Here is a 25,003-nt window from a genome sequence, read left to right on the forward strand (position 1 = left end):
CTACCTCAGAGTGTTGTACGCATGATATTGCGTAACTCATCCATTTTGACAAACAGCGGATCGATGCGATCACGATGGCTGCGGCTTTTGGCGAACACTTTTATCGCCTGGTTGTAGTGCACCAGCAGCTTTTTCTGCGTCTCGCCGTCGCGCGGCGTTTGTGCCAGCTTTTGTTCCAGCAGCGAGAGCTGCTGCGCCAGGGTTTCCGCCTGCGCATCGTAATCCGATGTGTCGCTGGCCTCTTTTTGCCACAGTTTTTTCACGGCATTAAACATGCGATCCTCCAGCCCCGACCCGCGCCGGGGCGCCAGGGTAATCAACGGATAATGAAGAAAGGGTTCAGCGGAACAGCGCGATTTTTTCCATCAGCACGTTGCGCACCGCGTCATTGGCGGGCACGAGGAAGTTGCGCACGCTGTCGTTGACCTTGCCTTTAGAGAAGGTGTTCTGACACTCGCCAACCCACTGCACGTTCATTTCAGTACCGACGTTGACCTTTTCAATGCCGCCCTGCACCGCCTGACGCATATCCTCGTCGCTGACGCCGGTGCCGCCGTGCAGAACCAGTGGCGTTTGCGTCGCAGCGTAGATATCGGCCAGCCGCTGATGCTGAATTTCCGCTTTGCCGGTGTAGAGGCCATGCACGGTGCCCACCGAGACCGCCAGCATGTCAGGATGCGTCTCCTCCACGAAGCGTTTCGCCTCTTCCACCGTGGTAAAGGCCATGTCGCTCATCGCCACGCATTTACCATCTTCTGAGCCGCCGATAGCGCCCAGTTCCGCCTCCACGGTGATATTACGCGGCCGCGCCATGCCGATCACTTCCCGGGTGTTGGCAATGTTCTCTTCAAACGGCAGATGCGAGCCGTCATACATCACCGAGCTGAAACCGGCATCCATCGCGAACTTGATCGCCGCAAGGTCAGAACAGTGGTCGAGGTGCAGACAGGTCGGCACATCTTCGCTCTCAGAGAGCGAGCGGATGGAATCGACCAGCAGTTTGTGTCCGAGATATTTCGCCGTACCGGTAGAGATCTGAATCATCAGCGGGCTGTTGGTTGCTTTCGCCGCTTTAAAATAGGCGGGCAGCATCTCCAGACAGTGCAGATTAAAGGATCCCAGCGCTTTGAAATCACGCTGCTTAGCCACCTGTAACAGCTCGGTGAAATTATAAAGTTTCATGGACTTTTTCCTCATGGGGACGCGTGGATTTACCGTTAACAAACCAGGCAATCAGGGTAATAAAGGCAACAAACAGGGCGACGAACAGCCAGTTGTTCTGGAACGCATGGCCGAGCAGCAGGCCGGTACTGATGACGTCGGAGTCACTGAAGGTGACGCCGGTAAAGCCGTAGCCCTCAAGCATTGGCACCAGAATCGACGGCAACAGGGTGATAAACAGACCGTGCACCACGCCGCCAATCATCGCGCCACGCCGACCGCCGAGCGCGTTACCAAATACCCCTGCCGTGCCGCCAGCAAAGAAGTTGGTCAGCAGGCCGGGCAGAATCATCGCCATACCGAACATCGGGAATACCAGCATGCCAATCACCGAACCGAGCGTGGTGGCCAGAAAGCCGACGATCACCGCGTTAGGGGCATAGGGAAACAGCACCGGACAGTCGAGCGCCGGTTTGGCATCCGGCACGATGCGCATGGCGATACCGCGAAAGGCAGGCACCAGCTCGTTAAGCAGCAGACGTACACCGCTGTAGAGCACAAAGACACCGGCAACAAACTGAATACCCTGCATAAAGGCGTACATCAGGTAATTCATGCCGTTGGAGAACTGGGCGATGTAGGCCGGACCGGCGGCAAGCGCCGGAATCAGGTACATCGGCACCATCACTACCGCCATCGACAGATAGGTGTCCTGCAGGAATTTAAAGTTGTCGGGCAGCTTTAAATCCTCGGTGGATTTCGAGCCTTTCCCCACCACTTTGGCCACCGCCGCCTGCACCAGATAACCGATGGTGCAGAAGTGACCGAGTGCGACATCGTCAGAATCGGTGATGCGACGCACTATCGGCTGGGCCAGCGCTGGCATGATCACCGCCATGATGCCGCCGAACACGCCGCCGGTGAGGATCAATGGCAGGCCGGTCAGCCCCGCTTTGTAGCCGATCACCGTGCCGATGGTCGCCATCCACAGCAGCGCCTGGCCGGTGAGGAAGATGTACTTAAACGGCGTGATGCGGGCCAGCAGGATATTGACCAGGAAGATCACCAGCAGCGTTAACGCCACTTCTGAACCCAGCTCGCGGCTGGCCAGCCCGGCAATCGCCGCAACGTCGGTGATATATCCGCGCATGCCGAAGCCGTGGGTGAATATATCGTTCAGAAACGTTAATGTGCCGACAATAATATTGATGCCCGCCATCATAATTAAAAAGCCGAGCAGCGTTTTAAAGGTTCCTTCAACCACTTTCCCTGCGGATTTCTTTTGCAGCAGTAAACCCACCATGGCAATCAGGGCGATCAATATTGACGCCTGGCCAAGCAGATCTTTTACCAGGAAGTTAATAAAGCTGTTCATATTCAGGCTACCTTAGTATCGCGGTCTTTTAAAAAGGCCAGAATTTTCTCTTCGATTTCCTGTTTATCCGTTAACCGGTTTAAAATAATGACGCGTTTCTTCTCCTCATCACTGGCGTCAGCATTTAAAATATCAGCGAAGGTTTTTTGCGTCAGAATAATATCCGATTTAAACGCGTTGGCTTCCGATATGGTGGTATGATCGATCTCAGCATCAATTTCGAGTTTTTTTAATACCGATTTGGCGCTCATTTCGATGGCAAAGCTTGAACCTAAACCGCAACCGCAAACACACAGAATCTTCAACATAATATTTCCTCACAGTATGGATAACTGTTTAGCCAGTTTATAATGGTGCCCTTCGGTATCGACCAGCCGTTTTTGCATGCTAATAAGATCGATTGGAATAGGCTTATTGCTGGAATTAATAATCACAGCTTTATTACGCAGACCTGATGCAATACAACGCACTACTTCACTCGCAATAATCGTTCCCTGATAAATCTCTTCACAGGTCGGATCGCCATTACGCAATCCGTAACCGATAATGGTTTTTCGTATCCGCACGCCGATGCGCGGCTCCAGTCGGGCAATCATGGTGTCAATCGCCCCCTGAAAGCCGGGGGTGTATTCGCGGGTGTAGCCTTCAGAACAGAGCACGATGACGCTGTTTTGCTGCGTCAGCTTGTGGCGAATGCGCTCGGCCAGCGTCTCCAGCGGTATTTCGCATTCCGGAATCAACGCAATATCAGCATTGGATTTAATCGCCGCCTGCAGCGTCAGCTCGCCGCAGTAGCCGCCCAGCAGTTCCATCATAAATACCCGGCCCGGCAGTGCCCGCCCGGTATTGCGTAATTTACTGACCTCTTTAATCACCTGTTCGCAGGCGGTGGAAAAGCCCAGCGTATAATCGCTGCCAAAGACATCATTATCGATGGTCATCCCGACGCCAAAACAGACAATGCCATATTCACTGAGCGTATTTAAAAACTGTAGTGAACCGTCTCCGCCCGCCATAATTAGCGCATCAATATGCAGTGCCTTTAATTGTTTGGTGATCGCTTCATATTCCCGGCCGTGCAATTTCCGCGTGGTGCGTCCGGAAGCCATAACCGGAATCGCGCTGATCGAATAATCCAGCAGATCGCGCAGGGAAATTTCCCGCTGGCGATTATCCAGCAATCCCTGAATACCGCCGTCGAATAAAATAATATTGGCCTGCGTCAGGCGCGCAATTTGATAAACAAAGTTATTAATACCGGAAACATCACCACCGCTAATAACCATACCCAATTTCATCGTTGCTCTCCCGTCGCTGGCTACAGGACTTATCTTACGTTTGGCAACAGGGTTATTTGCAACGAATATCACATAATGGCGATGTTTTACCTGAGCTGACGTCTTGACAGTGCATTGTCAGCACTATTAATTGTGATTCACTTCACATCGTTATTTTTACTGGTTAATGAGATGTTAAAGTGAACATAAGCTAAATCAGCAAGTTAGCCAGTTTCATGCTATCGCAACGGTAACAGCTCTATTTCTCTTAGTCGTACTTTTTCTGAGATGATAAAAATGTGAGTGAGTGCGCATTTATTCAGGCAGCGAGTAAACCGGAAAAGAAATAAGGCGTGGGGAGGCGTTTAAAAAGGGCTAAAAAAACGCACAGAAGTAAGACGGGAATAGAATCGGGAGCGCCAGTGCGCGCCCCCTTTACAGATAAGCGTTACTGATTTTTCAGCCAGGCAAATACCGAAGCGAGATCCTGTTCGCCATAGCCCGCCTCAACGGCCTGTTGCCAGACGCGGGTAACATTTTCCAGCGCAGGCAACTGACGATCGCTGGCGGCATCCAGCGCCAGGCGCGCATCTTTCAGCGCCCAGTTAAGGTGCATCTGTGGCGTGTAATCACCGCCGGTAATCATGTCGAGTTTGACTTTGGCATAAGGTGCCGCCAGCGGTCCGCCCTCCAGCACCTGCCACAGATCGTCCGGGCTGAAACCAAACTCTTCGGCCAGCAGCGTACTCTCCGCCAGGCTCTGCATCATGCCAATCAGCCAGCTGTTGATCACCAGCTTCATGCGCGAACTGGCACCGGCACTGCCCAGCCAGCGCGTGCCTTTACCAATGGCGGCAAACACCGACTCAGCAGCAGCGGCTCGCTCACGCTCACCGCTGGCGAGGATCAGAATCTGCGCATTTTCTGCCGGCGCTTTGGTACCGGAGACCGGCGCATCGATAAACAGCAGATCGCTGCGCTGCGCTGCGGTCTGCGCAATCAGTGAGTCGGTCATTGCCGTGCCAATAGTGCCCATCTGACACAGGGTAGCGCCCTGCTTCATGGCGGGCAGCGTCTGGTTAACCACGCTTTCGGTCGAAGCCGGATCGGCCAGCATCAGGATCACGACGTCAGCCTGCGCGACCGCGTCAGCAGCCCGCTCGGCCAGCTGCAATCCCGCGGCGCAGAGATCTTCCCCTTTCGATCGCGTGCGATTCCAGCCATGCACGGTAAAACCCTTTTTCAGCAGGTTAGCGGCAAAAGCGTGGCCCATAGCGCCTAAACCCAGTACGGCGACGGTTGGTTGATTCATCTGTTTATCCTTTTTCTGAGTCGAAAATGCAGCTGATAGCCTGGTGCAAGTCGGCAAAAAAGTCGCCGCTGGCGAGGTTTTTTTTCGTCAGCAAGCGTAACCAGCGCGTCTCTTTTTGCGGTGAACGCGGGTAAACGCGCCCGCAACGCCTGGGCAATTAATGCTATCCCGTGAGTGCGCTAAGCGATTATCCTGTGCGCCATCTGTTTCAGCAGAAACATTCCCTCACTTTTACCGAGTAAAAATGGTATGAAAATCACACAATTTTACCCGTTGCCCGCCGCCTTGCTGCTGCTTGCTCCCGGCGTGCAGGCGGAGAACGCTCCCGCCACCCTGGTGGTCAGCGCAGCACCGACCCCCTCCGGGCTGTCGGAGCTGGAAACGCCCGCGGCGGTCAGCGTGATCGGCGGCGACGATATGCGCCGCGCCGCGCCGCAGATCAACCTGTCAGAATCGCTGGGCGCGGTGCCGGGTTTACAGCTGCTTAACCGCCAGAACTATGCGCAGGATTTACAGCTGTCGGTACGCGGTTTCGGTTCGCGCTCTACCTACGGCGTGCGCGGCGTGCGCATGTACGTTGACGGCATTCCGGCAACCATGCCCGACGGCCAGGGACAAACGTCCAACATCGATATCAACTCGATTGACCACGTTGAAGTGCTGCGCGGCCCTTTTTCGGCGCTCTACGGCAACGCCTCGGGCGGCGTGGTGAATGTTGAAACGGAAACCGGCAGCCAGCCAACGCGGATACAGGCCAGCAGCTATTATGGCAGCTACGGCACCTGGCGTTACGGCCTGAAGGCCACCGGCGCGGTGGGTGACGGCACCCAGCCCGGCGACGTCAACTACGCGGTGTCCACCACCCGCTTTACCAACCACGGCTATCGCGACCACAGCAGCGCGCAGAAGAATCTTGCTAACGCCAAACTCGGCGTACGCATTGACGATCTCAGCACCCTGACGTTGATCTTTAACAGCGTCGATATCGACGCCAACGATCCGGGCGGATTAACCGGCGATCAGTGGCGATCCAATCCGCGTCAGGTCGCCAGCAACGTGACGCTCTACAACGCGCGCAAAACGGTAAAGCAGACCCAGGCCGGGCTGCGCTATCAGCGCGCCATGAATGAAAACAACGATCTCAGCGTAATGGTGTACGCCGGTGAGCGTGAAACCGTGCAGTATCAGTCGATTCCACGCGCCGTTCAGCTGGCCAGTGCGCAGCATCCCGGCGGCGTGATCGATCTGACCCGTCACTATCAGGGGATTGATACACGCTGGACCCACCGCAATCAGCTGGCGGGCATCCCGCTGACGCTGACCGGCGGTCTCGATTATGAAACCATGACCGAGCAGCGCAAAGGCTATCAGAACTTCACCAGCGCCAGCGATCTCGGTAATAAAGGCGCCCTGCGCCGCGACGAACGCAACCTGATGTGGAACGTCGATCCTTATCTGCAAACCGCGTGGCAGCTCAGCGATAAACTGTCGCTGGATGCCGGGGTACGTTTCAGCACGGTAAATTTTGACTCCAACGATCGTTACATTACCGCGCTAAACGGCGATGACAGCGGCAACGCGCGCTATCACAAATGGCTGCCCGCCGCCGCGCTGAAGTATGCCGCTACCGATGCGTGGAATCTTTACGCCTCGGCGGGACGCGGATTTGAAACGCCGACCATCAATGAGCTCTCCTACCGCACCGGAGGGATTAACGGACTGAATGTTGCCCTGCAGCCTGCCACCAGCGACTCAGTGGAAATTGGCAGCAAAACGCGCATCGGTAACGGACTGTTCAGCGCCGCGCTGTTTCAGACCGAAACCAAAAATGAAATCGTCGTTGATCAAAGCAGCGGCGGACGCAGTAGCTATAAAAACGCCGGTGAGACGCGCCGCCGCGGTATTGAGCTGGCGCTGGATCAACAATTTGCTTATGACTGGCGGCTGCGCATGGCGTGGACGCTGCTTGATGCGACTTATCAGAGCAACGCCTGTGGCGATGAGAGCTGCCGTGGCAACCGCATTCCGGGTATCGCGCGCAACATGCTTTATGCCGCGTTTGGCTATGAGCCGGAGAGCGGCTGGTATGCCGGCACCGATCTTCGCTACATGAGCAATATTGCCGCTGATGATGACAATAGCGCCAAAGCGCCCGCGTACACGCTGGTCGGCCTGAACAGCGGCTATAAATGGGTGCAGGAGAACTGGACGCTGGATCTGTTTGGCCGCGTCGATAATCTGTTTGACCGCGACTACGTCGGCTCGGTGATCGTTAACGAAAGCAACGGCCGCTACTTCGAACCGGCACCGGGGCGCAATTATGGCGTCGGTCTCTCGGTCAGCTACGCCTTTCAGTAAATCTCGCTGGCGGCACCGTCGTGCCGCCATTTTCGCGACAGGTCTTGTTGCACCCGCCCGACTCCCCGCAGAAAATCCGGCTTTTGTTTTCGGAGCCTGTGACCATGCCTGCTGTTACCGTCTTACTGCCCGTGTTTAACGGCGCTGATTTCATTCAGGAAAGCATCGACTCCATCCTCGCGCAAACGCTGCCCGACATGGAGCTGCTGGTGATCGACGATGGCTCTCATGACCACACCCGCGACATTCTTGCGCGCATCGACCATCCCCGTTTTCGCACCCTGCTGCTGGCCGACAATGGCGGCGCGGCCAATGCGCTGAATCAGGGCTGGCAGCAGAGCGACAGTGACTTTGTCGCCTTAATGGATGCCGACGATATCGCCCTGCCGCAGCGGCTGGAAAAACAGCTGCAACTGATGAAAAGCCGGCCGCGCGTTGCCGCCTGTGGCGCACAGGTGCGTATGTTTGGCAGCCACTACAATCGGGTAACCCTGCCGCAACAGGACGGGGCGATTAAAGCCAACCTGCTTGCCGCCGTCAGCAACATCGCTAATCCCACCGCCCTTATCCGCCGCCGTACGCTGGATAAGCTCGGCTTACGCTGGGATCCGGCGATGCAGGGGATTTTCGACTGGGCATTCTGGTGTGAGTTGATGTTGCACAAAGCGGAACTGGCCAATCATCCGGATGAGCTGCTGCGCTATCGCATCCACCCGCAGCAGCAGTCGCGCGATCAGCGCCCGCTGCGGCCGCTGTTTATGCAGACCCGACTGAAACTGATGGCGCAGTTGTTTCCGCGTTTGTCAGAAGAGCAGCACCGCACCGCGGAGCCGTTGTTGCAATGGGTGAATCCGCCAGGCATGTCGATCGCGGCGTTACAGACAGGACTGACGGTGCTGGAGCAGTTGCTGCGCCAGCCCGCCAGTGCGCTGGGGGAAAGTCGGGCCGCGCGTGATGCGTTGATTCTGCGCTGCATCACGCGCTGGCAGGAGGCGCTGGAGCGCGCCGGTTAATCAGGGAATAATGTGGTTGGCTTTCAGCCGATCAAACAGTTCAAAGAAGCAGTCACGCGTGCTGCGGTAGCCGGTGAAGCCCGCCTTGCGGCTTTTGCTGATGTCGGTGAACACCTCCATCGGCCTGCCGAGATCGGCATCGGTGTGCCACCATGATGCCAGGCGCGTAACGTCTGCTTCTTTCAGATCGTAGCGCGCAGCAATCTCGCGCCACTGCGCATCGGCCTGCTGCATGCGCGCTTCCAGCGGCTGCGGCTCGCCATCAAAACCCACTGGCTCGATATCAAAATAGCGGGCGATTTCGCCCCACATCCATTTCCAGCGGAAAACGTCGCCGTTGACCACGTTGAAATCCTGGTTTTTGGCATTTTCGCTGGTGGCCGCCCACAGCAGCTGATCCGCCAGCAGATGCGAATCGGTCATGTCGGTGACCCCTTCCCACTGCGCCTGCGAGCCAGGGAAAACAAACGGCTGATTGTTGACCTTGCACAGCGTGGCGTAAACCGCCAGCGTCTGGCCCATGTTCATGGCGTTGCCCAGCGCAAAACCGATGATGGTATGCGGACGGTGCACGCTCCAGCTGAAGTGATACTTTTCCGCCGCGGCGAACAGTTCATCTTCCTGGGCATAGTAGAAGTTGTCGACCGGCTGACGGCCCTGCTCCTCACGGAACGGCGTCATCGGCACGTCGCCCTTGCCGTAGGCGTCGAACGGACCGAGGTAATGCTTCAGGCCGGTGATCAGCGCGGCGTGACCACCGGTTAAGCGATCGCCCAGCGCCTCAAGCACGTTGCGCACCATCGCCGCGTTGACCCGAATGTTCTCTTTCTCATTTTCCTGCCGCGCCCAGACGCTGAAAAATACGCTGTCTACCGTAATATCTTTCAGCGCCTCTTTCACCGCCTCGGCATCGGTCAGATCGACCTGAATCGCCTGACAGCCTTCCGGCACTTTGGTGCGGCCACGTGACAATCCCCATACCTGCCAGTGTTGTGTGGTCAGTGTTTCCGCCAGCGCCGTGCCATTGATACCACTGACGCCAACAATAAGTGCGCGCGAGGTCATAAAAACTCCCGTGTTGTCTGAATGAAGGGCTAATTATAGTGCAGTCAGCTGATTCCACCGGCCGAGACACAGCCTGTTGCATTTCAGTTTCCGGCAGCGGGATGGTGCATCACGATCTGAAACTGCAGCAGGGTGTTGCCTGCATTGGCGTAGCTGTGCGTTACATCGGCAGCAAAGCGCAGCGTTTCGCCCGCCGTCAGGCGCAGCCAGCGTGCTTCAATCTGGATCGCCAACACGCCACGAATTACCCAGATATGCTCCACCACGCCGGGCGGGTGCGGTTCTGAATCCCTGCGTGCGCCTGGCGCCAGCTGCAACAGGCACATGCTCATATTGAATTCGCTGTCATAGGGAAACAGCTCAGCGATCGAAATCGGCTGGTCTGGCACCTGCACCAACGGCTGGGCCGGTTCAGTGTCCAGTGATTCGGGCTCAATGAAAGTGGCTAACGGGACATGAAAACCGGTGGCGATTTTCCACAGCGTTGCTACCGTAGGACTTGATTCAACACGCTCGATCTGACCAAGCATCGCTTTACTGACGCCAGTATGCGCGGCCGCTTCTGTCAGGCTCCAGCGGCGTTGTTGCCGCAATAGTTTGAGTTGCTCAGCGATATATCGGCCTAATTTATGCATAGTGCTTCCTGAAAGTCATCAATTCTTGTGCGCTATAGCGCACGCCGCTCACTGGACGTTATAACGCACATAAGGAGTTGGTATGTCTGGTTCACTCACACATCGTGATTTTGCTCTACCTGCCGTTGTCGCCGGACTGGTTGCTGTGCTGGTGAGCTATACCAGTTCAGCAGCCATTATTTTTCAGGCAGCGCAATCGGCGGGTGCCACCCTCGAACAGATTGGCAGCTGGCTGGTCGTGCTTGGCGTGGCGATGGGCATCACCACCATCGCCCTGTCGTTGAAATATCGCCTTCCGGTGTTAACCGCCTGGTCAACACCCGGAGCGGTGGTGCTGATAACGGGCTTTCATAACGTTACGTTAAATGAAGCGGTCGGTGTATTTATATTCTGTAACGCCTTGATTTTACTCTCTGCGCTGACCGGACTGTTTGCGCGTTTGATGCGAATAATACCACAGGCGATCTGCGCGGCGATGCTGGCCGGCATTCTGCTGCGCTTTGGTTTAAACGCCTTTACCGGCCTGCAACAGAATCTGATGCTGTGTGGCGCCATGTGCCTGGTTTTCGTCGCTGGCAGGCAGTGCATGCCCCGCTATGCCATTCTGTTGACCCTGCTGATCGGGCTGGCGGTGGCCATGGCGCAGCATGCTATTCATCTGCCGTCACAACCGCTGCGTTTCAGCCTGCCTGAATTTATCGCGCCACACTTTTCTCTTTCCGTTCTGCTGGGCGTCGGCATTCCGTTCTTCATTGTCACCATGGCATCGCAGAATGCGCCCGGTATCGCGGCATTGCAGGCTGCAGGCTATCAGCCACCGGTCTCATCGCTGATTGGCTGGACCGGTTTTACCGCGCTGCTGCTGTCGCCGTTTGGGGGGTTCTCGGTCTGTATCGCCGCCATCACCGCAGCAATTTGCATGAGCGAAGAAGTACACGCTGACCGCCAGCGCCGCTATACGGCAGCCGTAGCGGCGGGTATGTTTTACCTGATCGCCGGTGCGCTGGGTGGCGCGGTCGGCTTGTTGTTCAGCGCCCTGCCTGCGGTGTTGATTCAGACGCTGGCTGGCCTCGCGCTGTTGGCTACCCTTGCCAGTAGCATTCAGCAAGCGCTGGCGCGGGATGCCGAACGCGACGCGGCGATGATCGCTTTCCTGGTAACGGCCAGCGGCATCGAACTACTCGGCATCGGTGCGCCGCTATGGGGCCTCGTTGCAGGCTTACTGACCTGCGTTATTCAACGCCTGCTCAGCCCGCGTACACCTCATTAATGGTCATGCTGCCGTGGTATTGCTAAACCAGTACAACGGTAGCGCAAAAGGTTTACCGTCAACCTAATGACTAATTCTCAGTTTACTTCATCCGCTACGTTACTAATAAAAAACCCACTCGGGCACCAGCAAAGTTGTACAAGCCATGACAACCTTGTCCAATATTAAGGCGAGCAACAACCGCCTGCAGTTAAATAGCATCACCCTATAATCTACAGCGAAATAAAAGTAACAATTGCTAGCATTGAATCAAATTCACACATCGCCATGCATCTCAAAAAAAGAATTCACCTGCAATTAAACGCGGCATCATTAATAAAAGGAGGACGTAAAGAATTTTAAATAGAAGACAGAGAAGAAGAGCCAGTGCATGCTGTAATTTCTCCCGACGATAAATCGCAATATCGCCGGGAGAAATTGACTACAAAATAGTAACGAAGGACGTAACGGATGAGCTGGGGTTGCCGTCTTCAGCAGCCTTAGCTGGCATTGTTGGTTTCCGCAGCCTGCGCGGGCTTGCGTCCGCCGCCATGGCTGTTCTTGCCGCCCTTGCGGCCTGCTTCAGACGCCTTTTCAGGGTTATTTTTAAAGTTACCGCCACTGCGCTGTCCACCAAGCTTTCCAGCTTCAGATGCGCGCTGACGATCCATTGCAAAATTACCTGCACCACCACGATGTTGAGCCATGGTAAAACTCCTCTTTGACATAACGTTAAATACGCCGCGCAAAAAAGGCGCACAGCGAGAGTACGAGCACCATTAAATGTATCGGGTTTCATAACAAGCGCAAGGTAAAATATATAAATTTCACGATTCAAAGGGAGATCGGTTAAATTATCCATGCTGCTTACTTCGCAGCCCTTTAAATACGGGAACTTTACAGATGAGAATACATTATAAGAAAACTCTTAAAATCTCCATGACACCGCGTACTGTTATTTAATCAGTGATAATCGGCCCCATCTTATGCAAAGCACATTATTTTTTTGACAGGAAAAAAATGAAGAAGTGGTATCGCTGCGCCCTGGTCTGTGAACAACGCAAATTCGTCGCACTGCTGCTGGGTGCGCACGTCTATTTATTGATGGAAGATGGTACGACTATTAAACATTCCCGCGCATGGCTAGCAATTAATAACAAACATTTTATCGCAGTGGAGTAAGCCCGGAGCGTTAAATGTCACACGGTTTTACCTGCGGTCACGCCAGTTTCCTCTGCTTATGCGATCCCCATTGCGCAAAAAACCACCGGCCGTGATGAAAACAGCCCGCTTTAACGCTCTTATCAGGCGTTTGATTTGCCATAATCAGAATTAAAATCATCACAATCGCAGATATCACCCTATTTTCTGCCTCTGGCAACGTCACAAAAGGGCTCAGCAGGTGACAAAAACATTTCTTCGTAGCGGCACGCTTGATGCCGTACTGGCACTCGGTGAAAACGGCCAGCCGGTGTTCGCCTCCGCCCGACAGCTGCGCGAAACGCTGCGCCTGCGCAAGCAGCACGCGCTGGCTGACTGTCTGGCCATTCCGCAGATCAACGACGCGGGCGACCGCCTCGACTGGTACGCGCCCTTTTCTGGCCGTCTGAAATCCTGGCGTTCCGCCAGCGACAGTGAAAGACGCCACGCTATTCAGCTACTCGAAAGCCATCAGCTCAGCGTGAATGCCCTGAGCCAACAGGCGTTGCAGGCGGAAAAACCCGCCATGAAGCTGTTTGGCGCCCTGCTGAGCAAAGCCTTTCAGTTTCCTGACTGCCAGTACGTTTATCTGGTGGATGGCAAGCCGGTCATTACCTTTTGGGGCTTTGTCGAACTGGATAAAAAAGCCCGTCAGGATGCGCTGGAGTGCCTGCGTGACACCCTTGATGAAGAACCGCCGCTGCTGGTGCAGCCCGCCGACGCGCCGCCGGTCATCGTTGTCCCTCCCGTCGTCATGGTGCCTGAAGCCGTGGCGGAACCGGCGGTGATTGCGCCGGAAGCCGAGCCAGAGAGTGTTGCCCCATCGCCGGTCATCGCCGCGCCGGTGAGTCAACCCCGTCGCCGACTGCCGATCTGGTGGCTATTGCCGCCGTTAGCGATTGCCGTTGCCGGTGCGGTGGTGTTTCTGACGCCGTCGCAGCAGCCGCCTGTGGCCAGTGCGCCCGTCGCCAGCGACCCGACGCCTGCACGCGCGCCAGCCATTCAGCTCTCTGCACAGAAACTGGCGCAGACGCTGCCACTGCTACCGGCCAGCGTTGCCTCCGTCGCTCCGGCTGCGGCTGCTGCGCCCGAAGCGGCAACCGCAGCCAGGCCCGCAGCCAAAGATGATCTGGTGATCACCGCCGATACCATGCGCATCGGCTCGACCCGCTTCCTTGATGGCCGCTGGCGCGTTACGCTGCCTAATGCCACCCAATCCACCGGCAAACCTGTCACCCTGCGCTATACGCTGCGCCGCGGCAAAGGCAGCGCCAGCGTGGTACAAAACGACGGCCTGCGTTGTCAGGCAGATGAAATCACCGCTGGCTGGACCAGCACCGGCGATCTGGCGATCAACAGCCGCTTTACCGCTAAATGCAGCGATGGCTCGCGATACCGCATGCCGCAGCTGGTCTGTAAACAAGGTGACGGCGCCGCCCAGTGCGAAGCGCAGTTTGGCGAGACCGCCTCCCCGATGACAATCAAGCGCGAGAGTAAGTAAGCATGCTGGCAACCATTACCGACAATCTGCAAAAGATCGCTTTAATTGAAGAGAGCGGCATTCAGTTTCTCGACTTTGCGCTGCGTGTCAGCGACAGCAGCCAGACGCGGAAATTCGTGCGTCAAACCGCTAACGGCCCGCTGCTGGCGCTGCAACAGGTAGAGAACAGCGATAAGTGCCTGCTGATGCCGCAGAACGGCGGTACCGCCGAAGTGGTCAAGGCGGAATCCAGCGTGGTGCTGGCAGACTCGCTGGCGCTGCTCGACAGCCTGTGGTTGCCGCTGCCGATCCTGCGCTGCACCGCGCCGCGCAACTTTATTGGCGGCCCGGAAAACTGGGCGCGGGTACAAATTCTTGCGCTGCCCCAGCCGGATGCCGAAGGCAACACGCACCGCATCTGTCTGGCTTTTGATACCCGCCTGCTTGGCGACGGTGACGAACAGCTTGGCCTGTGCGCCAGCGACGCGCAGAACGGCGTCAATTTTGCCCTTGCCTGGCACAACTATGAGCTGGGCGAGTTTCTCGATCTGCCGTGGGTGGATGGCTGGCTGCGCGAAGTGTTCAGTCAGCAAGTCAGCGCCCTGCAGCAGCGCCGTGAGGCGGATATCAATTCAGCGCTGCGCGAATTTGAGTATCAGGCGCACTACCTTAATTTACTGGCGCTGCTTGGCAGCCAGCTCGGCCTTAGCGATATTCATATTCACGCGGCCACGTTGCAGGAGCCGGTGGTGAATGTCGATCTGATCCTCGATGTCGGTAACTCGCACACCTGCGGCGTGCTGGTGGAAGATCACGCCGATGAGAGCAACGGCCTGAAGCAGACCTATGAGCTGCAGCTGCGCGATCTCTCCCGCCCGCACTATGTCTATAACGAAATGTTCGACAGCCGGGTGGAGTTCGCCGAGGCGCGCTTTGGCAAAACCCATTTTTCCGTGCAGAGCGGCCGTGAAGAGGCGTTTGTCTGGCCTGCGCTGACCCGCGCCGGTCGTGAAGCGAGCCGCCTGGCGTTGCAGCGTACCGGCACCGAAGGTGCGACCGGCCTCTCCAGCCCGCGCCGCTATTTATGGGACGAAGAGCCATGGCTGGCAGGCTGGCGGTTCAATCAGGATCAGGAGCCGATGGCCGCGGCCAGTCCGCTGATGACCCTGTTAAATGATGAAGGCGAACCGCTGTACGCGCTGCCCGCCGACGAACGTCTGCCGGTATTTTCCGCGCAGTACAGCCGCAGCGCACTGATGACCTTTATGCTCTCCGAGCTGCTGGCGCAGGCGTTGATGCAGATGAACAGCGCGGCGCAGCGGCAGAAAATGCCGCACGTTACGGCGCCGCGTCAGCTGCGACACATTATCCTGACGCTGCCGTCGGCAATGCCAAAGCCTGAACGTGAGATTTTCCGTCGCCGCATGCAGCAGGCGATCGCACTGGTGTGGAAGGCGCAGGGCTGGCATCCGCAGGATGCGGGCTTTGACAGCGAGGCGGATAAAGCACTGAGCCGTAAACCGGTGCCAGACGTCCAGATGGAGTGGGATGAAGCAACCTGCGGCCAGATGGTTTGGCTGTTTAACGAAACCCAGGTGAACTTTGCCGGTCGCGCCGAAGCCTTTTTTGCCAGCATGGCGCGCCCCGATCGCCCGCGCGATGCCGACGAACCGGCGGGCAAGAGCCTGCGCATCGCGTCGATTGATATCGGCGGCGGCACCACCGATCTGGCCATCACGCAATACACGCTGGATGATGGCCAGGGCAATAACGTCAAAATCAACCCGCGCCTGCTGTTCCGTGAAGGCTTTAAGGTGGCGGGCGATGATATCCTGCTCGATATTATTCAGCTTTATGTGCTGCCCGCGATGACCAGCGCGCTGCGCAAAGCGGGCGTCGCTTCACCCGATGCGGTGATGAGCAAACTGTTTGGTTATGACCGGGTTGATGCGCACGCCACGCTGCGTCAGCAGGTGACGCTGCAACTGTTTATTCCGCTGGCCGAGGCGGTGCTGGAGCAGTATGAGCGCTTTGATCCGCTCGACAGCCGCGCCGAAATTGATGCGCTGTTTGGCGAGTTGCTGAGCCAGCCACCGACGGCGGCGGTGCTTGATTTTGTTAACGGTGAGATTCAGCGCGTCAGCGACAAGCCGTTTAACGTGCTGCAACTGCCGCTGGTGGTCAGCCTGGCTCAACTGCACAACGAATTTCTCCAGCATCGCATGGCAATTATTCCGGCGCTGCGCTCGATGGCGGAAGTGGTGTCGCTCTACGGCTGTGACGTGCTACTGCTGACCGGACGCCCTTCGCGTTTTCCTGGGGTGCAGGCGTTGTTCCGTCATTTGCAGCCGCTGCCGGGCAACCGCATTCTGTCGCTGGAGGGCTACCACACCAGCGACTGGTATCCCTTTAATAAAGATGGCCGCATCGACAATCCGAAATCCACGGCGGCGGTGGGCGCGATGCTCTGCCTGCTGGCGCTGGATTTGCGCCTGGCGAGCTTCTATTTTCGCGCCGGCGATTTTCAGCCTTACTCAACCATTCGCTATCTCGGCCTGCTGGATGAAAACCAGGTGCTTAGCGAAGAGAACGTCTGCTACAGCGAGATCGACTTTGATGACGCCAGCTATGCGCTGGATCGTAAAGCGAGCCTGCAGATCCGCGGCAACGTCTGCCTTGGCTTCCGCCAGCTGGATAACGATCGCTGGCCCGCTTCGCCGCTTTACAGCCTGAGCATCACCGACACGGCGCTGGCGCGCAAAGTTGCCGGCGAGAACCTGCTGCGTGTTAAGCTTGCCATCGCGGCCGGGGAACAAGGCCATGAGACGCTGGAGATCAGCGAAGCCCGGCTGGATGATGGCACGCGCGTGCCGTTACACCAACTCAGCCTCAAACTGAACACGTTATCTGGCAGCGGCAATGCCAATGCGCAGTACTGGATCGACAGCGGGAGCGTATATAAGCGATGAAAGTGGTAACGCCGAAACAACAGACCACCCAATTGACCAAACAGTTAACCGCCCTGAATAACGGCATCGCCGCCGCGCTGGAGTGGATTGAGCAGACGCGCGATCGCACACCGCGTCTCGATTTAGAAGCGGATGGCCTGGCGCTGCGCCTGCGCCGTCATCGCCGTCAGCTGCACGGCATGGCTAACAGCCTGGCGCGCGACAACAGCCTGGCGCTGTATGGTCATTCACAGCCGGGCAAAGCCTGGTTGCTGAAAGAGATGGTGGCCGATGCGCAGGGCCATCTGGTGACCACCCTTGGCGGTAAGCAGCTGGAGTGGTTCAGCCACATTAACCCCGGCCATCAGGATTATGGTGTGGTCACGCGTTTCAGCCATACCGCTGAGGTAAAGTCCGCCGCCTGGCCGGTGGCCATTAGCCTGTTCAACGAAGGCGAAGTGACCCGCATGATGCTGGCCGCCTGGCGGCAACAGCCAGGCACGCCGCCCACCAGCCAGGCGATCGATAATGCCCTGAGTCAGTTGCAACGTCACCGGCAGAGCGAGCCGGTAGCCGGTCTCGACAGCGATGAGCTGGTGGCACTCTGGCAATGGAGCGCGCGTCACGATGCGCAGCACAACGCGCTGTTTGATCGTCACTTCTGGCCGCAGGCGCTGGAGCTGGCGCCGTGGCTGTCGGTGGATGACCGTGCGCGCCTGTTCGCCCTGCTGTGGGCAGAAGATGACACCCTGACCGAAGCCTGGCGCCAGCTGGTGCATCAGCTGCATCAATGGAAGCTGGCCACCCGCGTGATGGCGCCGCTGTCGCTGCTGGTGGATGAGTCGCAGCTACCGGCCGAACTGTTGATCAACCCGCAGGCGGCCGATGGTTTTGGCCAGTCGCAGGATCGCCAGCTGGAAATTTGCCCAATGAACGGCAACCGCATGGGAAAACCGCAGCCGGTGGCGCTGGCTACCCTGCTGCTGCTCAGCCGTGAATTGCTGATCCCGCTTGATACGCCGCCGCGTCAGGCGATTTTCGATCAGGCAGATATGCTGGATATTCCCGCCTGGGGCGAGCCGGAAGATGAAGATACCCGTTTTGAACGCCGTCGCAGCCAGCAGCGCAATCCGCTGGCCGCACGCTTAATGGCCGCGCGCCGCGCGCTATTTCTCAGCAGCTACGCCGAGCGCCGCGCTATCGATCTGATTCTGGTGTGCAACGCCGCCAGTGAGCGCGCCGATGCGGCGACGGCAGGCAAACTGCTCGGCGACTGGGCCAGCCAACAGCCCGCGGCGGAAAAACCGCGCCTGCTCTGGTCGATTACCCGTCACGATGCGCGCCATCGTCAGCAGCACAGCGTCGATGAAGCCGTGCAGCGTCGCGTGGGTCAGCCCGGCAGCGATTGGGGAACCATGCTGGTGGAGGATCGCGCCGGCGTCGATCGTATGGCGAGCTGGCTGGAAGCGGAGATCCGTCCGGAAACCAGCCGTCAGCAGCTGGCAGAACAGCTTACCGCGCTGCAGCAGGAGATCGCCGAAACCCTGTTTGCCAACTGGTTGCAGGCCGATGCCACGCCACAGCAGGCAGAGCAGAAACAGCAAATCGCCAATCGCCTGCTGAAGGCCCTGCAGCACCGTACCGGATTACATGGCGAGCTGCTGGAGCGTCTGCAACCGTCGCGTGAAGCGCTGCGTCAGCTCTGGCTCCAACCCGAACGTCAGCATGTTGCCGCCGCCGCAGGCCCGCAGCAGCACTTTGGTATTGGCTTTGAATTTGATCTGTTCAACGATGCGCCGGTGACCACGCCGTCGCAACCGGGCCGCGATGCCGCCGACGATGAGAGCCAGTTCGCCCGTCAGGTACAGCGTTTCTGGTTGCAGCATCTGCGGGCACTGCCTGACAGCAGCAGCCTGCTGAGCCTGCTGGATGTGGATAAAACCACGCTGACCCAATTGATTGAAGAGCTGATCGATGCCAGCTTCCGGCTTGATATTGCCGGTGCCCTGCAACGTGCGCTCAGCGAGCATGAGCTACCGGGCGGCAATCGTGAAGCCAAGGCCGATCGCCAGGTATCGCGGGCGCTAACCGTACTCGGTGATTTTGTGGCCTGGCTCGGTTTTTCTCAGCTGCCTGAGGCGCAGCGACCGGCCAGCCGGGTCAATCCGGGCCAGCCGATTTTTGCCCGCCCGCCAGGGCCGTCAGTAACCTTTGGCCAGGCCAGTCGCCTGACCAAACTCTCTGCCACGCCCGCTAACAATACCGCGTTCTATATTTACGACTGGCTGGTTGGGCTGGATCGGCTGATCGTTGATAACAACGGCTACGCCAGCGGCCGTGAACTGGATGCCGCCGCGCGCAATGCGCTGGCAGATATCGTGCGTCAGTTTGCGCCGGTCAAACGGTTCTAATCGATCCTCACGTTGAGCTGGCCCGCCAGCTCAACTTCCGCTTCCCGTAACAGGGCAATCAGCGCCGCAAAGGTTTCCTGCCTGGCGGCGCTGTGCAGATGGCACAGCGCAATCTCCGCCGGTAACGGCATTTCACCGGTTAGCACATCCCATAACGCATCGAGGTTGTTGCCAAAATGCGCGCCGCTGTGGGTCAGCCGGACGAAATGGCGATAGAAGGCGCTCATGTCGGCGATCTGCCGAAAATCAAAGCTCAGCCGGTGCAGCGTCATCACGGCATCCGGGTAAAAGTGCGATAGTGATCGCGCGTCAGCCAGACGGTGCCGCTGGTTGACCAGATCAGGCGGTCGGCGTTGCGGTGTCCGCACTGGTAATTCACATCGGCTTCAAAGAAGCGTTCTCCGGCTGCGGCGGGCAAACGCCCTTCACGATTGGCAAAACGATCGCCACCGATGGCATGGCCCGGCAGACTCACGCATAAATTGCCTTTGGCGGGATCCCAGCCCTGACGACGCGCCTGACTTTTTGTCAGGTAAAACGCAGGTAACTGCTGATGTTGTTGAAGATAACGGGCAACCACCGGCGCAGCGGTGAGCGCACTGATGTCCTGTTGGGCCAACGGAGGCGCGGAAAAATGGGGTTTCAGGCCGATCCAACAGACGATCAGCGCAGCAGCAAGAACGATCCAGCGAAGTGTTGACATGATTAACAGAGAGCGAAGTGAACGAACTGCGAACTATAACATTTTTTGAGCGTAACGCGGGCCGACGGTGAGATCGGCCCAACGCGCACATGACTATCCGCGGCTGGCGGTCTGGCTGCTGCTGTTATTGCGGTGTTGATGCGCATAAGTGCGACGCCATGCGCCTGGCGCCTGGCCAAACTGGCGTTTAAAGCTACGATTAAACGACTGCTGTGAATCGAATCCGAGGGCGATCGCCACGTTAAGGATCGGTTCGTTACTGGTGGTCAGGCGATCGGCTGATTTCTTCAGCTTTTTCTCGCGGATGTACTCACCCAGCGGATGGCCGGTATGTTCTTTAAACATACGTTGCAGATGCCATTTGGAGTAGCCAGCCCGTTCAGATACGGTATCGAGATCAAGGCGGCCTTCAATGTTGTTGTCAATCCAGTTAATCAGATCGTGAATAAATACGTCGGTTCTCATTCTCTGTCTCCCGTCGCGGCAGCGAACAGTATTAGTATCAGTTGCAATTACATTTAAAATGGCCCACCTCGGCGTTTAATGCAAGTTTTATTATTACATTTTCGTCCCTGCTCGGCGTGTGGCTATTGCTGTGTCATACCGATGAGCGCCCGACTGGCCTGTCTTTACAGGATAAATGTATCTGTCACTCTTGCAGATACATTTACCACTTCTTACAATTCAGTGTCGTTGCCGCAGCGCCGATCCGCTTTTTCTTTAGCGCTAAGTAAATGCAATGTCTTGTAAATTGCGCGCCCTGCCGCCGATTTGCCGCCAGACTTATAGCCGATCATATTGCGACCGGCCCGCCTGGCCGGTGCACATCAAGGAGAAAAACCGTTATGCTTACGCTTTCCCGCAGCGCACTGCTTTGTGGTGCCCTGCTCGGCTCTACCGCCGCCGTTGCCGCCACGCCGGTTTATGGCCCGGAGTTACAGGGCTTCACCTATCCCTATCCGCTGCAGCAGTTCAGCTTTCAGTCGCAACAGCAAACGCTGCACATGGGTTTTATGGACGTGCAGCCACAGGGCAAGGCAAACGGCCATACGGTGGTGCTGATGCACGGCAAAAATTTCTGTGGTGCCACCTGGCAGGCCACCATTGCCGCACTGAGCAGCAACGGCTATCGCGTCATCGCGCCGGATCAGATCGGTTTTTGCAGCTCCAGCAAACCGGCGAGCTATCAGTACAGCTTTCAGCAGCTGGCGGACAATACCCATGCCCTGCTGAAAAGCCTGCATGTTGATAAGGCGATCGTGATCGGCCACTCCACCGGCGGCATGCTGGCCACACGTTACAGCCTGAGTTATCCGCAGGCGGTTGAAAAAATGGTGTTGGTGAACCCGATCGGGCTGGAGGACTGGAAAGCCAAAGGCGTGCCGTGGCGCAGTGTCGATCAGTGGTATCAACGTGAACTGAAAACCAGCGCGGCGGGCATCAAGCAATACGAACAGAAAACCTACTACAGCGGCCGCTGGGATAAATCGTACGATAAATGGGTCGATATGCTGGCGGGCCTGAACAATGGACCGGGTAAAACGCGGGTGGCATGGAACTCGGCGCTGATTTACGACATGATTTTTACCCAGCCGGTTTACTACGAGTTCAAAGACCTTAAGGTGCCAACCACGCTGATGATCGGTACCGATGACACCACCGCCATTGGCAGCGATATTGCGCCAGCGGCGGTTAAGTCACAGCTGGGTAACTATAAGCAGCTGGGCAAAACGGTTGCCGGCCTGATTCCCGGCGCTCAGCTGATTGAGTTTCCGGGCCTGGGGCACGCACCGCAGATGGAAAAACCTGACCTGTTCCATCAGCGCCTGCTTGGTGTGCTGCAAAAGTAATAAAAAAGGGCCGCTTTTGCGGCCCTGTTTGCCCGTGTTGAGGGCTATTTTTTCTCGCTGCTCTGCTCGCAGATATCCGGCACGCGTAAGCAGCCGCTGGTATCACCTTTCTCCAGCTCAAGCAGCGCATCGGCGATGGTGCGTTTTTGCAGCACCTCCAGCGACGCCTGCTCCGCCTCTTCGGCGATCGCCTTGAAGTACCAGCAGGTATTGGCGCTCACCACGCAGCGCGCCTGAACATCCGGTCGCGACGCCCACAGCTTTTTGTCTTCAATCACCGAGCTGTAGATATCACGCAGGGTAATCTCATTAGCTGGACGACCCAGGTGAATCGAACCGGTGCGGCCGAGCGTCGACACAATAATGCCGTCTCGGGTTAAAGGCACCATCAGCTTGCGGATCAAGCTGGGGTTGGCTTCAAGGCCGTAAGCGAGAATAGCGCTGGTAGAGCGTTTACCCATTTGCTCCGCCATCGCTACGCTTAAGACCATCTGCAAAGCTGTCGGGAAGCGGTAATCAAGCATTTGATATTCCTGAGTAGCGGTGAATCTTATTCTTTTTCGCACCGGGGCTGTGAATGTTCATAGGCGATAAATATAACAAACACTGTTGCTTTTTAGAAGCTGGTCAGATGTGCGGGGCACGTAATAACCATTTTGCCGACGCTGCCATGCTGGCTGAACGCCTGTTTTTCAGGCTCTCAGCGAATACAGCGTGACGTTGTCACCACGTCGGCACTTATTGTGGCGAACGGCGTGCTATCAACACGTATCTCAACCCGAGCACCAACAGCACGTTAATCAAGGCCAGCAGGCATAACAGCCAGAGTGTAGCGCTGGCCCCTGCCCGATCGAAAACATAACCGCCAATCACTGGCGTCAGCGCCTGGCCGATCAGTGCCGGGCGGGCCATCCTTCCTACCACCAGCGCATACTCCTCCGGCGGCACCATCGCCAGCGGCAGCGTACCGCGCACAATCGCCCGCAGGCCATTGCCGGCACCGTAAAGCAGCATGCTGAGCAGCGCCATGCCGGGCCAGATCGCCAACACAATGATGCCAATGGCGACCAGCGCTACCGAGAAAAAGGCGGTCCAGATCGGATGCCCGCGCCGAAAGGCGATGTCGACCAGACGGGATCCAACCTGGCAAGGCCCAAGAATGGCGCTGATGCCCAGCGCGGCGGCCAGCGAATATCCGCTCGCCTGCAACAGCGTGATCAGCTGCAGCGACATCGCGGTCATGATCACCGATGCGAGGGTAAAAATGGCGCATAACAGCCAGAACAGCTGCGGAGCCAGCGAACTGCTGCGCGTTATGGTCGCCGGGCGAGCTGCCCGTTCTGCCGCCGACGTGGCAGGCAACGCGTAGAGATAGATGGGAATCACGCTAATCAACAACAGCAGCGCACAGAGATAGCAGGCGTCACGCCAGCCAAAAAGGTGAATCAAACCCGCCGTGCCCGGCCACACCAGCGAGGTGCAAAAGCCGGAGATCAGCGTAATGCCGGTAATCATGCTGCGCGCCTGGCCGCCGTACAGCGTGCCTAAAACGGAAAACAGCGCGTCGTAGAGCCCCATCGCCATGCCAACGCCAATCACGCACCATGCCAGGAAGAACAGCGCATAGTGATGAGCGAAACCCATCATCACCAGCCCCACCGCCATCACTATGCCGCTGCCCGCCAGTAGTCGCCGTCCGTGGCCTGCGGCGATCAGCCGACCGGTTAACGGCGCCAGCAGGCCCGAAATCAAAATGCTGGTGGAGAGCGCACCGTAAACCCACTGCTGCGACCAGTGCGTTTCAGCGATAATCGGCCTGGCCATCACCGCCAGTAGATAAAACGATCCGCCCCATGACAGGATTTGTACCACGCCAAGCAGGAAAATTGGCATAAGGCCGGGCTTAACAGAGTGAACAGGCACTATCGCGACTCTGGCTATAAAAGGAGAGCAGCAGAGTAATGCAACCCCGGCAGAGGGTAAACCCTGATTGACAGCAACGATATAATCTGATGGAAAACCAATTATAAGTTCAAATTATTTGAAAGAATTCAATTTATTTGTTTAGCGGAGGTAATGTGTATTCTGCAAAGGCGCTGAATGTGCTTTAATCAGCTCATTCTGGTCAGATCACTGGCTGATGCGCTTGACGTCAATAATAATCATTTTCACCTGAAAGCTCATTACAGCGGATCCGATTGGCAGATTAATCTGATATTCATGATTAATGGCCTTTTTGCAATTTATCCTAAAGAAGTATTTTTTCAAGAAGTTATGATGCAGACATAACGCAAATCAGGATAAATCAGGCTATATTATCGCTGCGCTTATAAATGAATATTTGAGGTATAAAGAGGTACAAGGCGCCTATTCTAATATTTTCAGCGCCACTAATTTTTAATAAAAAATTCTCGGCTATAGTTATTTAGCCTGATTGTCTTGATTTGACTTAACACAGCAAAAGAGGTGACCTTTCATGGGTAAATATTATTACGTCAACAAAAATTCTGGATATAACGACAACCACGTCGTCCACGCATCAGGCTGTTCGTGGCTGCCAAAAATTAGCCAGCGCCAGTTTTTAGGCACCTTCTATTCTGTGAACGCCGCCCTGCAGCAGGCACGGAAATTTTATCAGGGTGCCATGGCCTGCGATGAATGCTGCCCGATCATGGTAAAAAAAAGCCTGACCACTCAGAATAAATCGGCCCTGAACATGATGGCGAAATTCTGATAACCCTGGTGCTCACGCCGTCACGCGTGATGATCAGGCGCAAGACGCGCGGCTGGAAATGCGCTGGATCCCTCTCCGGCGCATCAGCTTTTCGCGACAGGCCGCAAAATCTCACCTTTTTTTCGGTCCGCTGTTTTACTTTTCTGCCTGATAGACCACAATAAGCTCATTCAAAATTGTGACGGACATCACTTTCCGTCCGGTGGGTTTTCGCGTCGGCGAAAGGTCTCTC

At 56.7% G+C, this 25,003-nt stretch carries 23 protein-coding genes; 9 read left to right on the plus strand and 14 right to left on the minus strand.

Going from position 1 to position 25,003, the window contains the following annotated elements; translation table 11 throughout:
• Positions 1 to 5: 5 nt before the first annotated feature.
• The 6 genes from ACJY2L_RS00755 to ACJY2L_RS00780 all read right to left on the minus strand — a co-directional run bounded on the left by ACJY2L_RS00755 (position 6) and on the right by ACJY2L_RS00780 (position 5,182).
• Positions 6 to 275: a hypothetical protein gene (locus ACJY2L_RS00755; RefSeq protein WP_439212063.1), complete on the minus strand. Its 270-nt coding sequence runs from the start codon at positions 273 to 275 to the stop codon at positions 6 to 8.
• A gap of 64 nt (positions 276 to 339) precedes the next feature.
• A complete protein-coding gene (locus ACJY2L_RS00760) occupies positions 340 to 1,182 on the minus strand; it encodes a class II fructose-bisphosphate aldolase (RefSeq protein WP_187485969.1) in 843 nt (280 codons plus the stop codon).
• The gene (locus tag ACJY2L_RS00765) at positions 1,169 to 2,536 is read right to left on the minus strand and encodes a PTS sugar transporter subunit IIC (RefSeq protein WP_067430662.1); all 1,368 of its coding nucleotides are present in this window, start codon (positions 2,534 to 2,536) and stop codon (positions 1,169 to 1,171) included. The genes ACJY2L_RS00760 and ACJY2L_RS00765 overlap by 14 nt, the downstream gene beginning before the upstream one ends.
• A 2-nt stretch (positions 2,537 to 2,538) precedes the next feature.
• A complete protein-coding gene (locus tag ACJY2L_RS00770; RefSeq protein ID WP_067430665.1) occupies positions 2,539 to 2,844 on the minus strand; it encodes a PTS sugar transporter subunit IIB in 306 nt (101 codons plus the stop codon).
• A gap of 9 nt (positions 2,845 to 2,853) precedes the next feature.
• Positions 2,854 to 3,834 (minus strand): 6-phosphofructokinase, encoded by a 981-nt coding sequence (locus ACJY2L_RS00775; protein ID WP_067430669.1) that lies wholly within the window; start codon positions 3,832 to 3,834, stop codon positions 2,854 to 2,856.
• Positions 3,835 to 4,261: 427 nt separating this feature from the next.
• On the minus strand, positions 4,262 to 5,182 hold the full coding sequence (locus ACJY2L_RS00780) for an NAD(P)-dependent oxidoreductase (RefSeq protein WP_439212064.1): 921 nt from the start codon (positions 5,180 to 5,182) through the stop codon (positions 4,262 to 4,264).
• Between the two features lie 192 nt (positions 5,183 to 5,374).
• Between ACJY2L_RS00780 and pqqU the strand changes: the two genes are divergently transcribed.
• Both pqqU and ACJY2L_RS00790 read left to right on the plus strand, forming a co-directional pair.
• Complete coding sequence (gene pqqU / locus ACJY2L_RS00785; RefSeq protein WP_439212065.1) at positions 5,375 to 7,483, plus strand: TonB-dependent receptor PqqU; 2,109 nt, start codon at positions 5,375 to 5,377, stop codon at positions 7,481 to 7,483.
• A 104-nt stretch (positions 7,484 to 7,587) separates the two neighbouring features.
• Positions 7,588 to 8,496: a glycosyltransferase family 2 protein gene (locus ACJY2L_RS00790; RefSeq protein ID WP_439212066.1), complete on the plus strand. Its 909-nt coding sequence runs from the start codon at positions 7,588 to 7,590 to the stop codon at positions 8,494 to 8,496.
• Here the strand turns inward: ACJY2L_RS00790 and ACJY2L_RS00795 are convergent, their stop codons facing one another.
• Entirely contained in the window at positions 8,497 to 9,561 is a 1,065-nt protein-coding gene (locus ACJY2L_RS00795; protein ID WP_439212067.1) for an SDR family oxidoreductase, read from the minus strand.
• An 83-nt stretch (positions 9,562 to 9,644) separates the two neighbouring features.
• Positions 9,645 to 10,196: a helix-turn-helix domain-containing protein gene (locus tag ACJY2L_RS00800; protein WP_439212068.1), complete on the minus strand. Its 552-nt coding sequence runs from the start codon at positions 10,194 to 10,196 to the stop codon at positions 9,645 to 9,647.
• A gap of 82 nt (positions 10,197 to 10,278) precedes the next feature.
• On the opposite strand from ACJY2L_RS00800, the gene ACJY2L_RS00805 reads away from it, so the two are divergent.
• Positions 10,279 to 11,466, plus strand: a complete 1,188-nt coding sequence (locus ACJY2L_RS00805) for a benzoate/H(+) symporter BenE family transporter (RefSeq protein WP_439212069.1) — start codon at positions 10,279 to 10,281, stop codon at positions 11,464 to 11,466.
• Positions 11,467 to 11,945: 479 nt separating this feature from the next.
• Here ACJY2L_RS00805 and ACJY2L_RS00810 read toward each other — a convergent pair whose 3' ends face one another.
• Positions 11,946 to 12,152, minus strand: coding sequence for a general stress protein (locus tag ACJY2L_RS00810; RefSeq protein WP_439212070.1), 207 nt, complete (start codon positions 12,150 to 12,152; stop codon positions 11,946 to 11,948).
• Between the two features lie 313 nt (positions 12,153 to 12,465).
• Between ACJY2L_RS00810 and ACJY2L_RS00815 the strand changes: the two genes are divergently transcribed.
• The 4 genes from ACJY2L_RS00815 (at position 12,466) to ACJY2L_RS00830 (ending at position 19,484) form a co-directional block, all read left to right on the plus strand.
• A complete protein-coding gene (locus ACJY2L_RS00815; protein ID WP_439212071.1) occupies positions 12,466 to 12,627 on the plus strand; it encodes a hypothetical protein in 162 nt (53 codons plus the stop codon).
• 220 nt (positions 12,628 to 12,847) lie between these two features.
• Entirely contained in the window at positions 12,848 to 14,146 is a 1,299-nt protein-coding gene (locus ACJY2L_RS00820; protein WP_439212072.1) for an SrfA family protein, read from the plus strand.
• Between the two features lie 2 nt (positions 14,147 to 14,148).
• Positions 14,149 to 17,094 carry a virulence factor SrfB gene (locus ACJY2L_RS00825; protein WP_439212073.1) on the plus strand — a complete coding sequence of 982 codons (2,946 nt, stop codon included), beginning with the start codon at positions 14,149 to 14,151 and terminating at the stop codon, positions 17,092 to 17,094.
• Entirely contained in the window at positions 17,091 to 19,484 is a 2,394-nt protein-coding gene (locus tag ACJY2L_RS00830; RefSeq protein ID WP_439212074.1) for a virulence factor SrfC family protein, read from the plus strand. The genes ACJY2L_RS00825 and ACJY2L_RS00830 overlap by 4 nt, the downstream gene beginning before the upstream one ends.
• Here ACJY2L_RS00830 and ACJY2L_RS00835 read toward each other — a convergent pair.
• The 3 genes from ACJY2L_RS00835 to ACJY2L_RS00845 all read right to left on the minus strand — a co-directional run bounded on the left by ACJY2L_RS00835 (position 19,481) and on the right by ACJY2L_RS00845 (position 20,652).
• A complete protein-coding gene (locus tag ACJY2L_RS00835) occupies positions 19,481 to 19,756 on the minus strand; it encodes a barstar family protein (RefSeq protein ID WP_439212075.1) in 276 nt (91 codons plus the stop codon). The two genes, ACJY2L_RS00830 and ACJY2L_RS00835, sit on opposite strands and share 4 nt — an antisense overlap.
• Positions 19,756 to 20,187 carry a ribonuclease domain-containing protein gene (locus ACJY2L_RS00840; protein ID WP_067430699.1) on the minus strand — a complete coding sequence of 144 codons (432 nt, stop codon included), beginning with the start codon at positions 20,185 to 20,187 and terminating at the stop codon, positions 19,756 to 19,758. The genes ACJY2L_RS00835 and ACJY2L_RS00840 overlap by 1 nt, the downstream gene beginning before the upstream one ends.
• A 93-nt stretch (positions 20,188 to 20,280) precedes the next feature.
• The gene (locus tag ACJY2L_RS00845) at positions 20,281 to 20,652 is read right to left on the minus strand and encodes a helix-turn-helix domain-containing protein (RefSeq protein ID WP_067430701.1); all 372 of its coding nucleotides are present in this window, start codon (positions 20,650 to 20,652) and stop codon (positions 20,281 to 20,283) included.
• 380 nt (positions 20,653 to 21,032) lie between these two features.
• Between ACJY2L_RS00845 and ACJY2L_RS00850 the strand changes: the two genes are divergently transcribed.
• A complete protein-coding gene (locus tag ACJY2L_RS00850; RefSeq protein ID WP_439212076.1) occupies positions 21,033 to 22,037 on the plus strand; it encodes an alpha/beta fold hydrolase in 1,005 nt (334 codons plus the stop codon).
• A 44-nt stretch (positions 22,038 to 22,081) separates the two neighbouring features.
• On the opposite strand, the gene ACJY2L_RS00855 is transcribed toward ACJY2L_RS00850, so the two are convergent.
• Positions 22,082 to 22,561 (minus strand): RrF2 family transcriptional regulator, encoded by a 480-nt coding sequence (locus tag ACJY2L_RS00855; RefSeq protein WP_067430705.1) that lies wholly within the window; start codon positions 22,559 to 22,561, stop codon positions 22,082 to 22,084.
• 214 nt (positions 22,562 to 22,775) lie between these two features.
• Entirely contained in the window at positions 22,776 to 23,930 is a 1,155-nt protein-coding gene (locus ACJY2L_RS00860; RefSeq protein ID WP_439212077.1) for an MFS transporter, read from the minus strand.
• Between the two features lie 583 nt (positions 23,931 to 24,513).
• Here ACJY2L_RS00860 and ACJY2L_RS00865 point away from each other — a divergent pair.
• The gene (locus tag ACJY2L_RS00865; protein ID WP_439212078.1) at positions 24,514 to 24,771 is read left to right on the plus strand and encodes a hypothetical protein; all 258 of its coding nucleotides are present in this window, start codon (positions 24,514 to 24,516) and stop codon (positions 24,769 to 24,771) included.
• The last annotated feature ends 232 nt before the right edge of the window (positions 24,772 to 25,003 follow it).

It is taken from the genome of Duffyella sp. Ts4, from assembly GCF_051851875.1.
In the GTDB taxonomy this organism is placed as follows: Bacteria; Pseudomonadota; Gammaproteobacteria; order Enterobacterales; family Enterobacteriaceae; genus Duffyella; species Duffyella gerundensis.

Excerpts from the sequence above, each read along its gene's own strand:
- ACJY2L_RS00755 (WP_439212063.1), bottom strand. The coding sequence starts at position 275 with ATGTTTAATGCCGTGAAAAAACTGTGGCAAAAAGAGGCCAGCGACACA.
- ACJY2L_RS00760 (WP_187485969.1), bottom strand. The coding sequence starts at position 1,182 with ATGAAACTTTATAATTTCACCGAGCTGTTACAGGTGGCTAAGCAGCGT.
- ACJY2L_RS00765 (WP_067430662.1), bottom strand. The coding sequence starts at position 2,536 with ATGAACAGCTTTATTAACTTCCTGGTAAAAGATCTGCTTGGCCAGGCG.
- ACJY2L_RS00770 (WP_067430665.1), bottom strand. The coding sequence starts at position 2,844 with ATGTTGAAGATTCTGTGTGTTTGCGGTTGCGGTTTAGGTTCAAGCTTT.
- ACJY2L_RS00775 (WP_067430669.1), bottom strand. The coding sequence starts at position 3,834 with ATGAAATTGGGTATGGTTATTAGCGGTGGTGATGTTTCCGGTATTAAT.
- pqqU (WP_439212065.1), top strand. The coding sequence starts at position 5,375 with ATGAAAATCACACAATTTTACCCGTTGCCCGCCGCCTTGCTGCTGCTT.
- ACJY2L_RS00790 (WP_439212066.1), top strand. The coding sequence starts at position 7,588 with ATGCCTGCTGTTACCGTCTTACTGCCCGTGTTTAACGGCGCTGATTTC.
- ACJY2L_RS00795 (WP_439212067.1), bottom strand. The coding sequence starts at position 9,561 with ATGACCTCGCGCGCACTTATTGTTGGCGTCAGTGGTATCAATGGCACG.
- ACJY2L_RS00800 (WP_439212068.1), bottom strand. The coding sequence starts at position 10,196 with ATGCATAAATTAGGCCGATATATCGCTGAGCAACTCAAACTATTGCGG.
- ACJY2L_RS00805 (WP_439212069.1), top strand. The coding sequence starts at position 10,279 with ATGTCTGGTTCACTCACACATCGTGATTTTGCTCTACCTGCCGTTGTC.
- ACJY2L_RS00810 (WP_439212070.1), bottom strand. The coding sequence starts at position 12,152 with ATGGCTCAACATCGTGGTGGTGCAGGTAATTTTGCAATGGATCGTCAG.
- ACJY2L_RS00815 (WP_439212071.1), top strand. The coding sequence starts at position 12,466 with ATGAAGAAGTGGTATCGCTGCGCCCTGGTCTGTGAACAACGCAAATTC.
- ACJY2L_RS00825 (WP_439212073.1), top strand. The coding sequence starts at position 14,149 with ATGCTGGCAACCATTACCGACAATCTGCAAAAGATCGCTTTAATTGAA.
- ACJY2L_RS00830 (WP_439212074.1), top strand. The coding sequence starts at position 17,091 with ATGAAAGTGGTAACGCCGAAACAACAGACCACCCAATTGACCAAACAG.
- ACJY2L_RS00835 (WP_439212075.1), bottom strand. The coding sequence starts at position 19,756 with ATGACGCTGCACCGGCTGAGCTTTGATTTTCGGCAGATCGCCGACATG.
- ACJY2L_RS00840 (WP_067430699.1), bottom strand. The coding sequence starts at position 20,187 with ATGTCAACACTTCGCTGGATCGTTCTTGCTGCTGCGCTGATCGTCTGT.
- ACJY2L_RS00845 (WP_067430701.1), bottom strand. The coding sequence starts at position 20,652 with ATGAGAACCGACGTATTTATTCACGATCTGATTAACTGGATTGACAAC.
- ACJY2L_RS00850 (WP_439212076.1), top strand. The coding sequence starts at position 21,033 with ATGCTTACGCTTTCCCGCAGCGCACTGCTTTGTGGTGCCCTGCTCGGC.
- ACJY2L_RS00855 (WP_067430705.1), bottom strand. The coding sequence starts at position 22,561 with ATGCTTGATTACCGCTTCCCGACAGCTTTGCAGATGGTCTTAAGCGTA.
- ACJY2L_RS00860 (WP_439212077.1), bottom strand. The coding sequence starts at position 23,930 with ATGCCAATTTTCCTGCTTGGCGTGGTACAAATCCTGTCATGGGGCGGA.
- ACJY2L_RS00865 (WP_439212078.1), top strand. The coding sequence starts at position 24,514 with ATGGGTAAATATTATTACGTCAACAAAAATTCTGGATATAACGACAAC.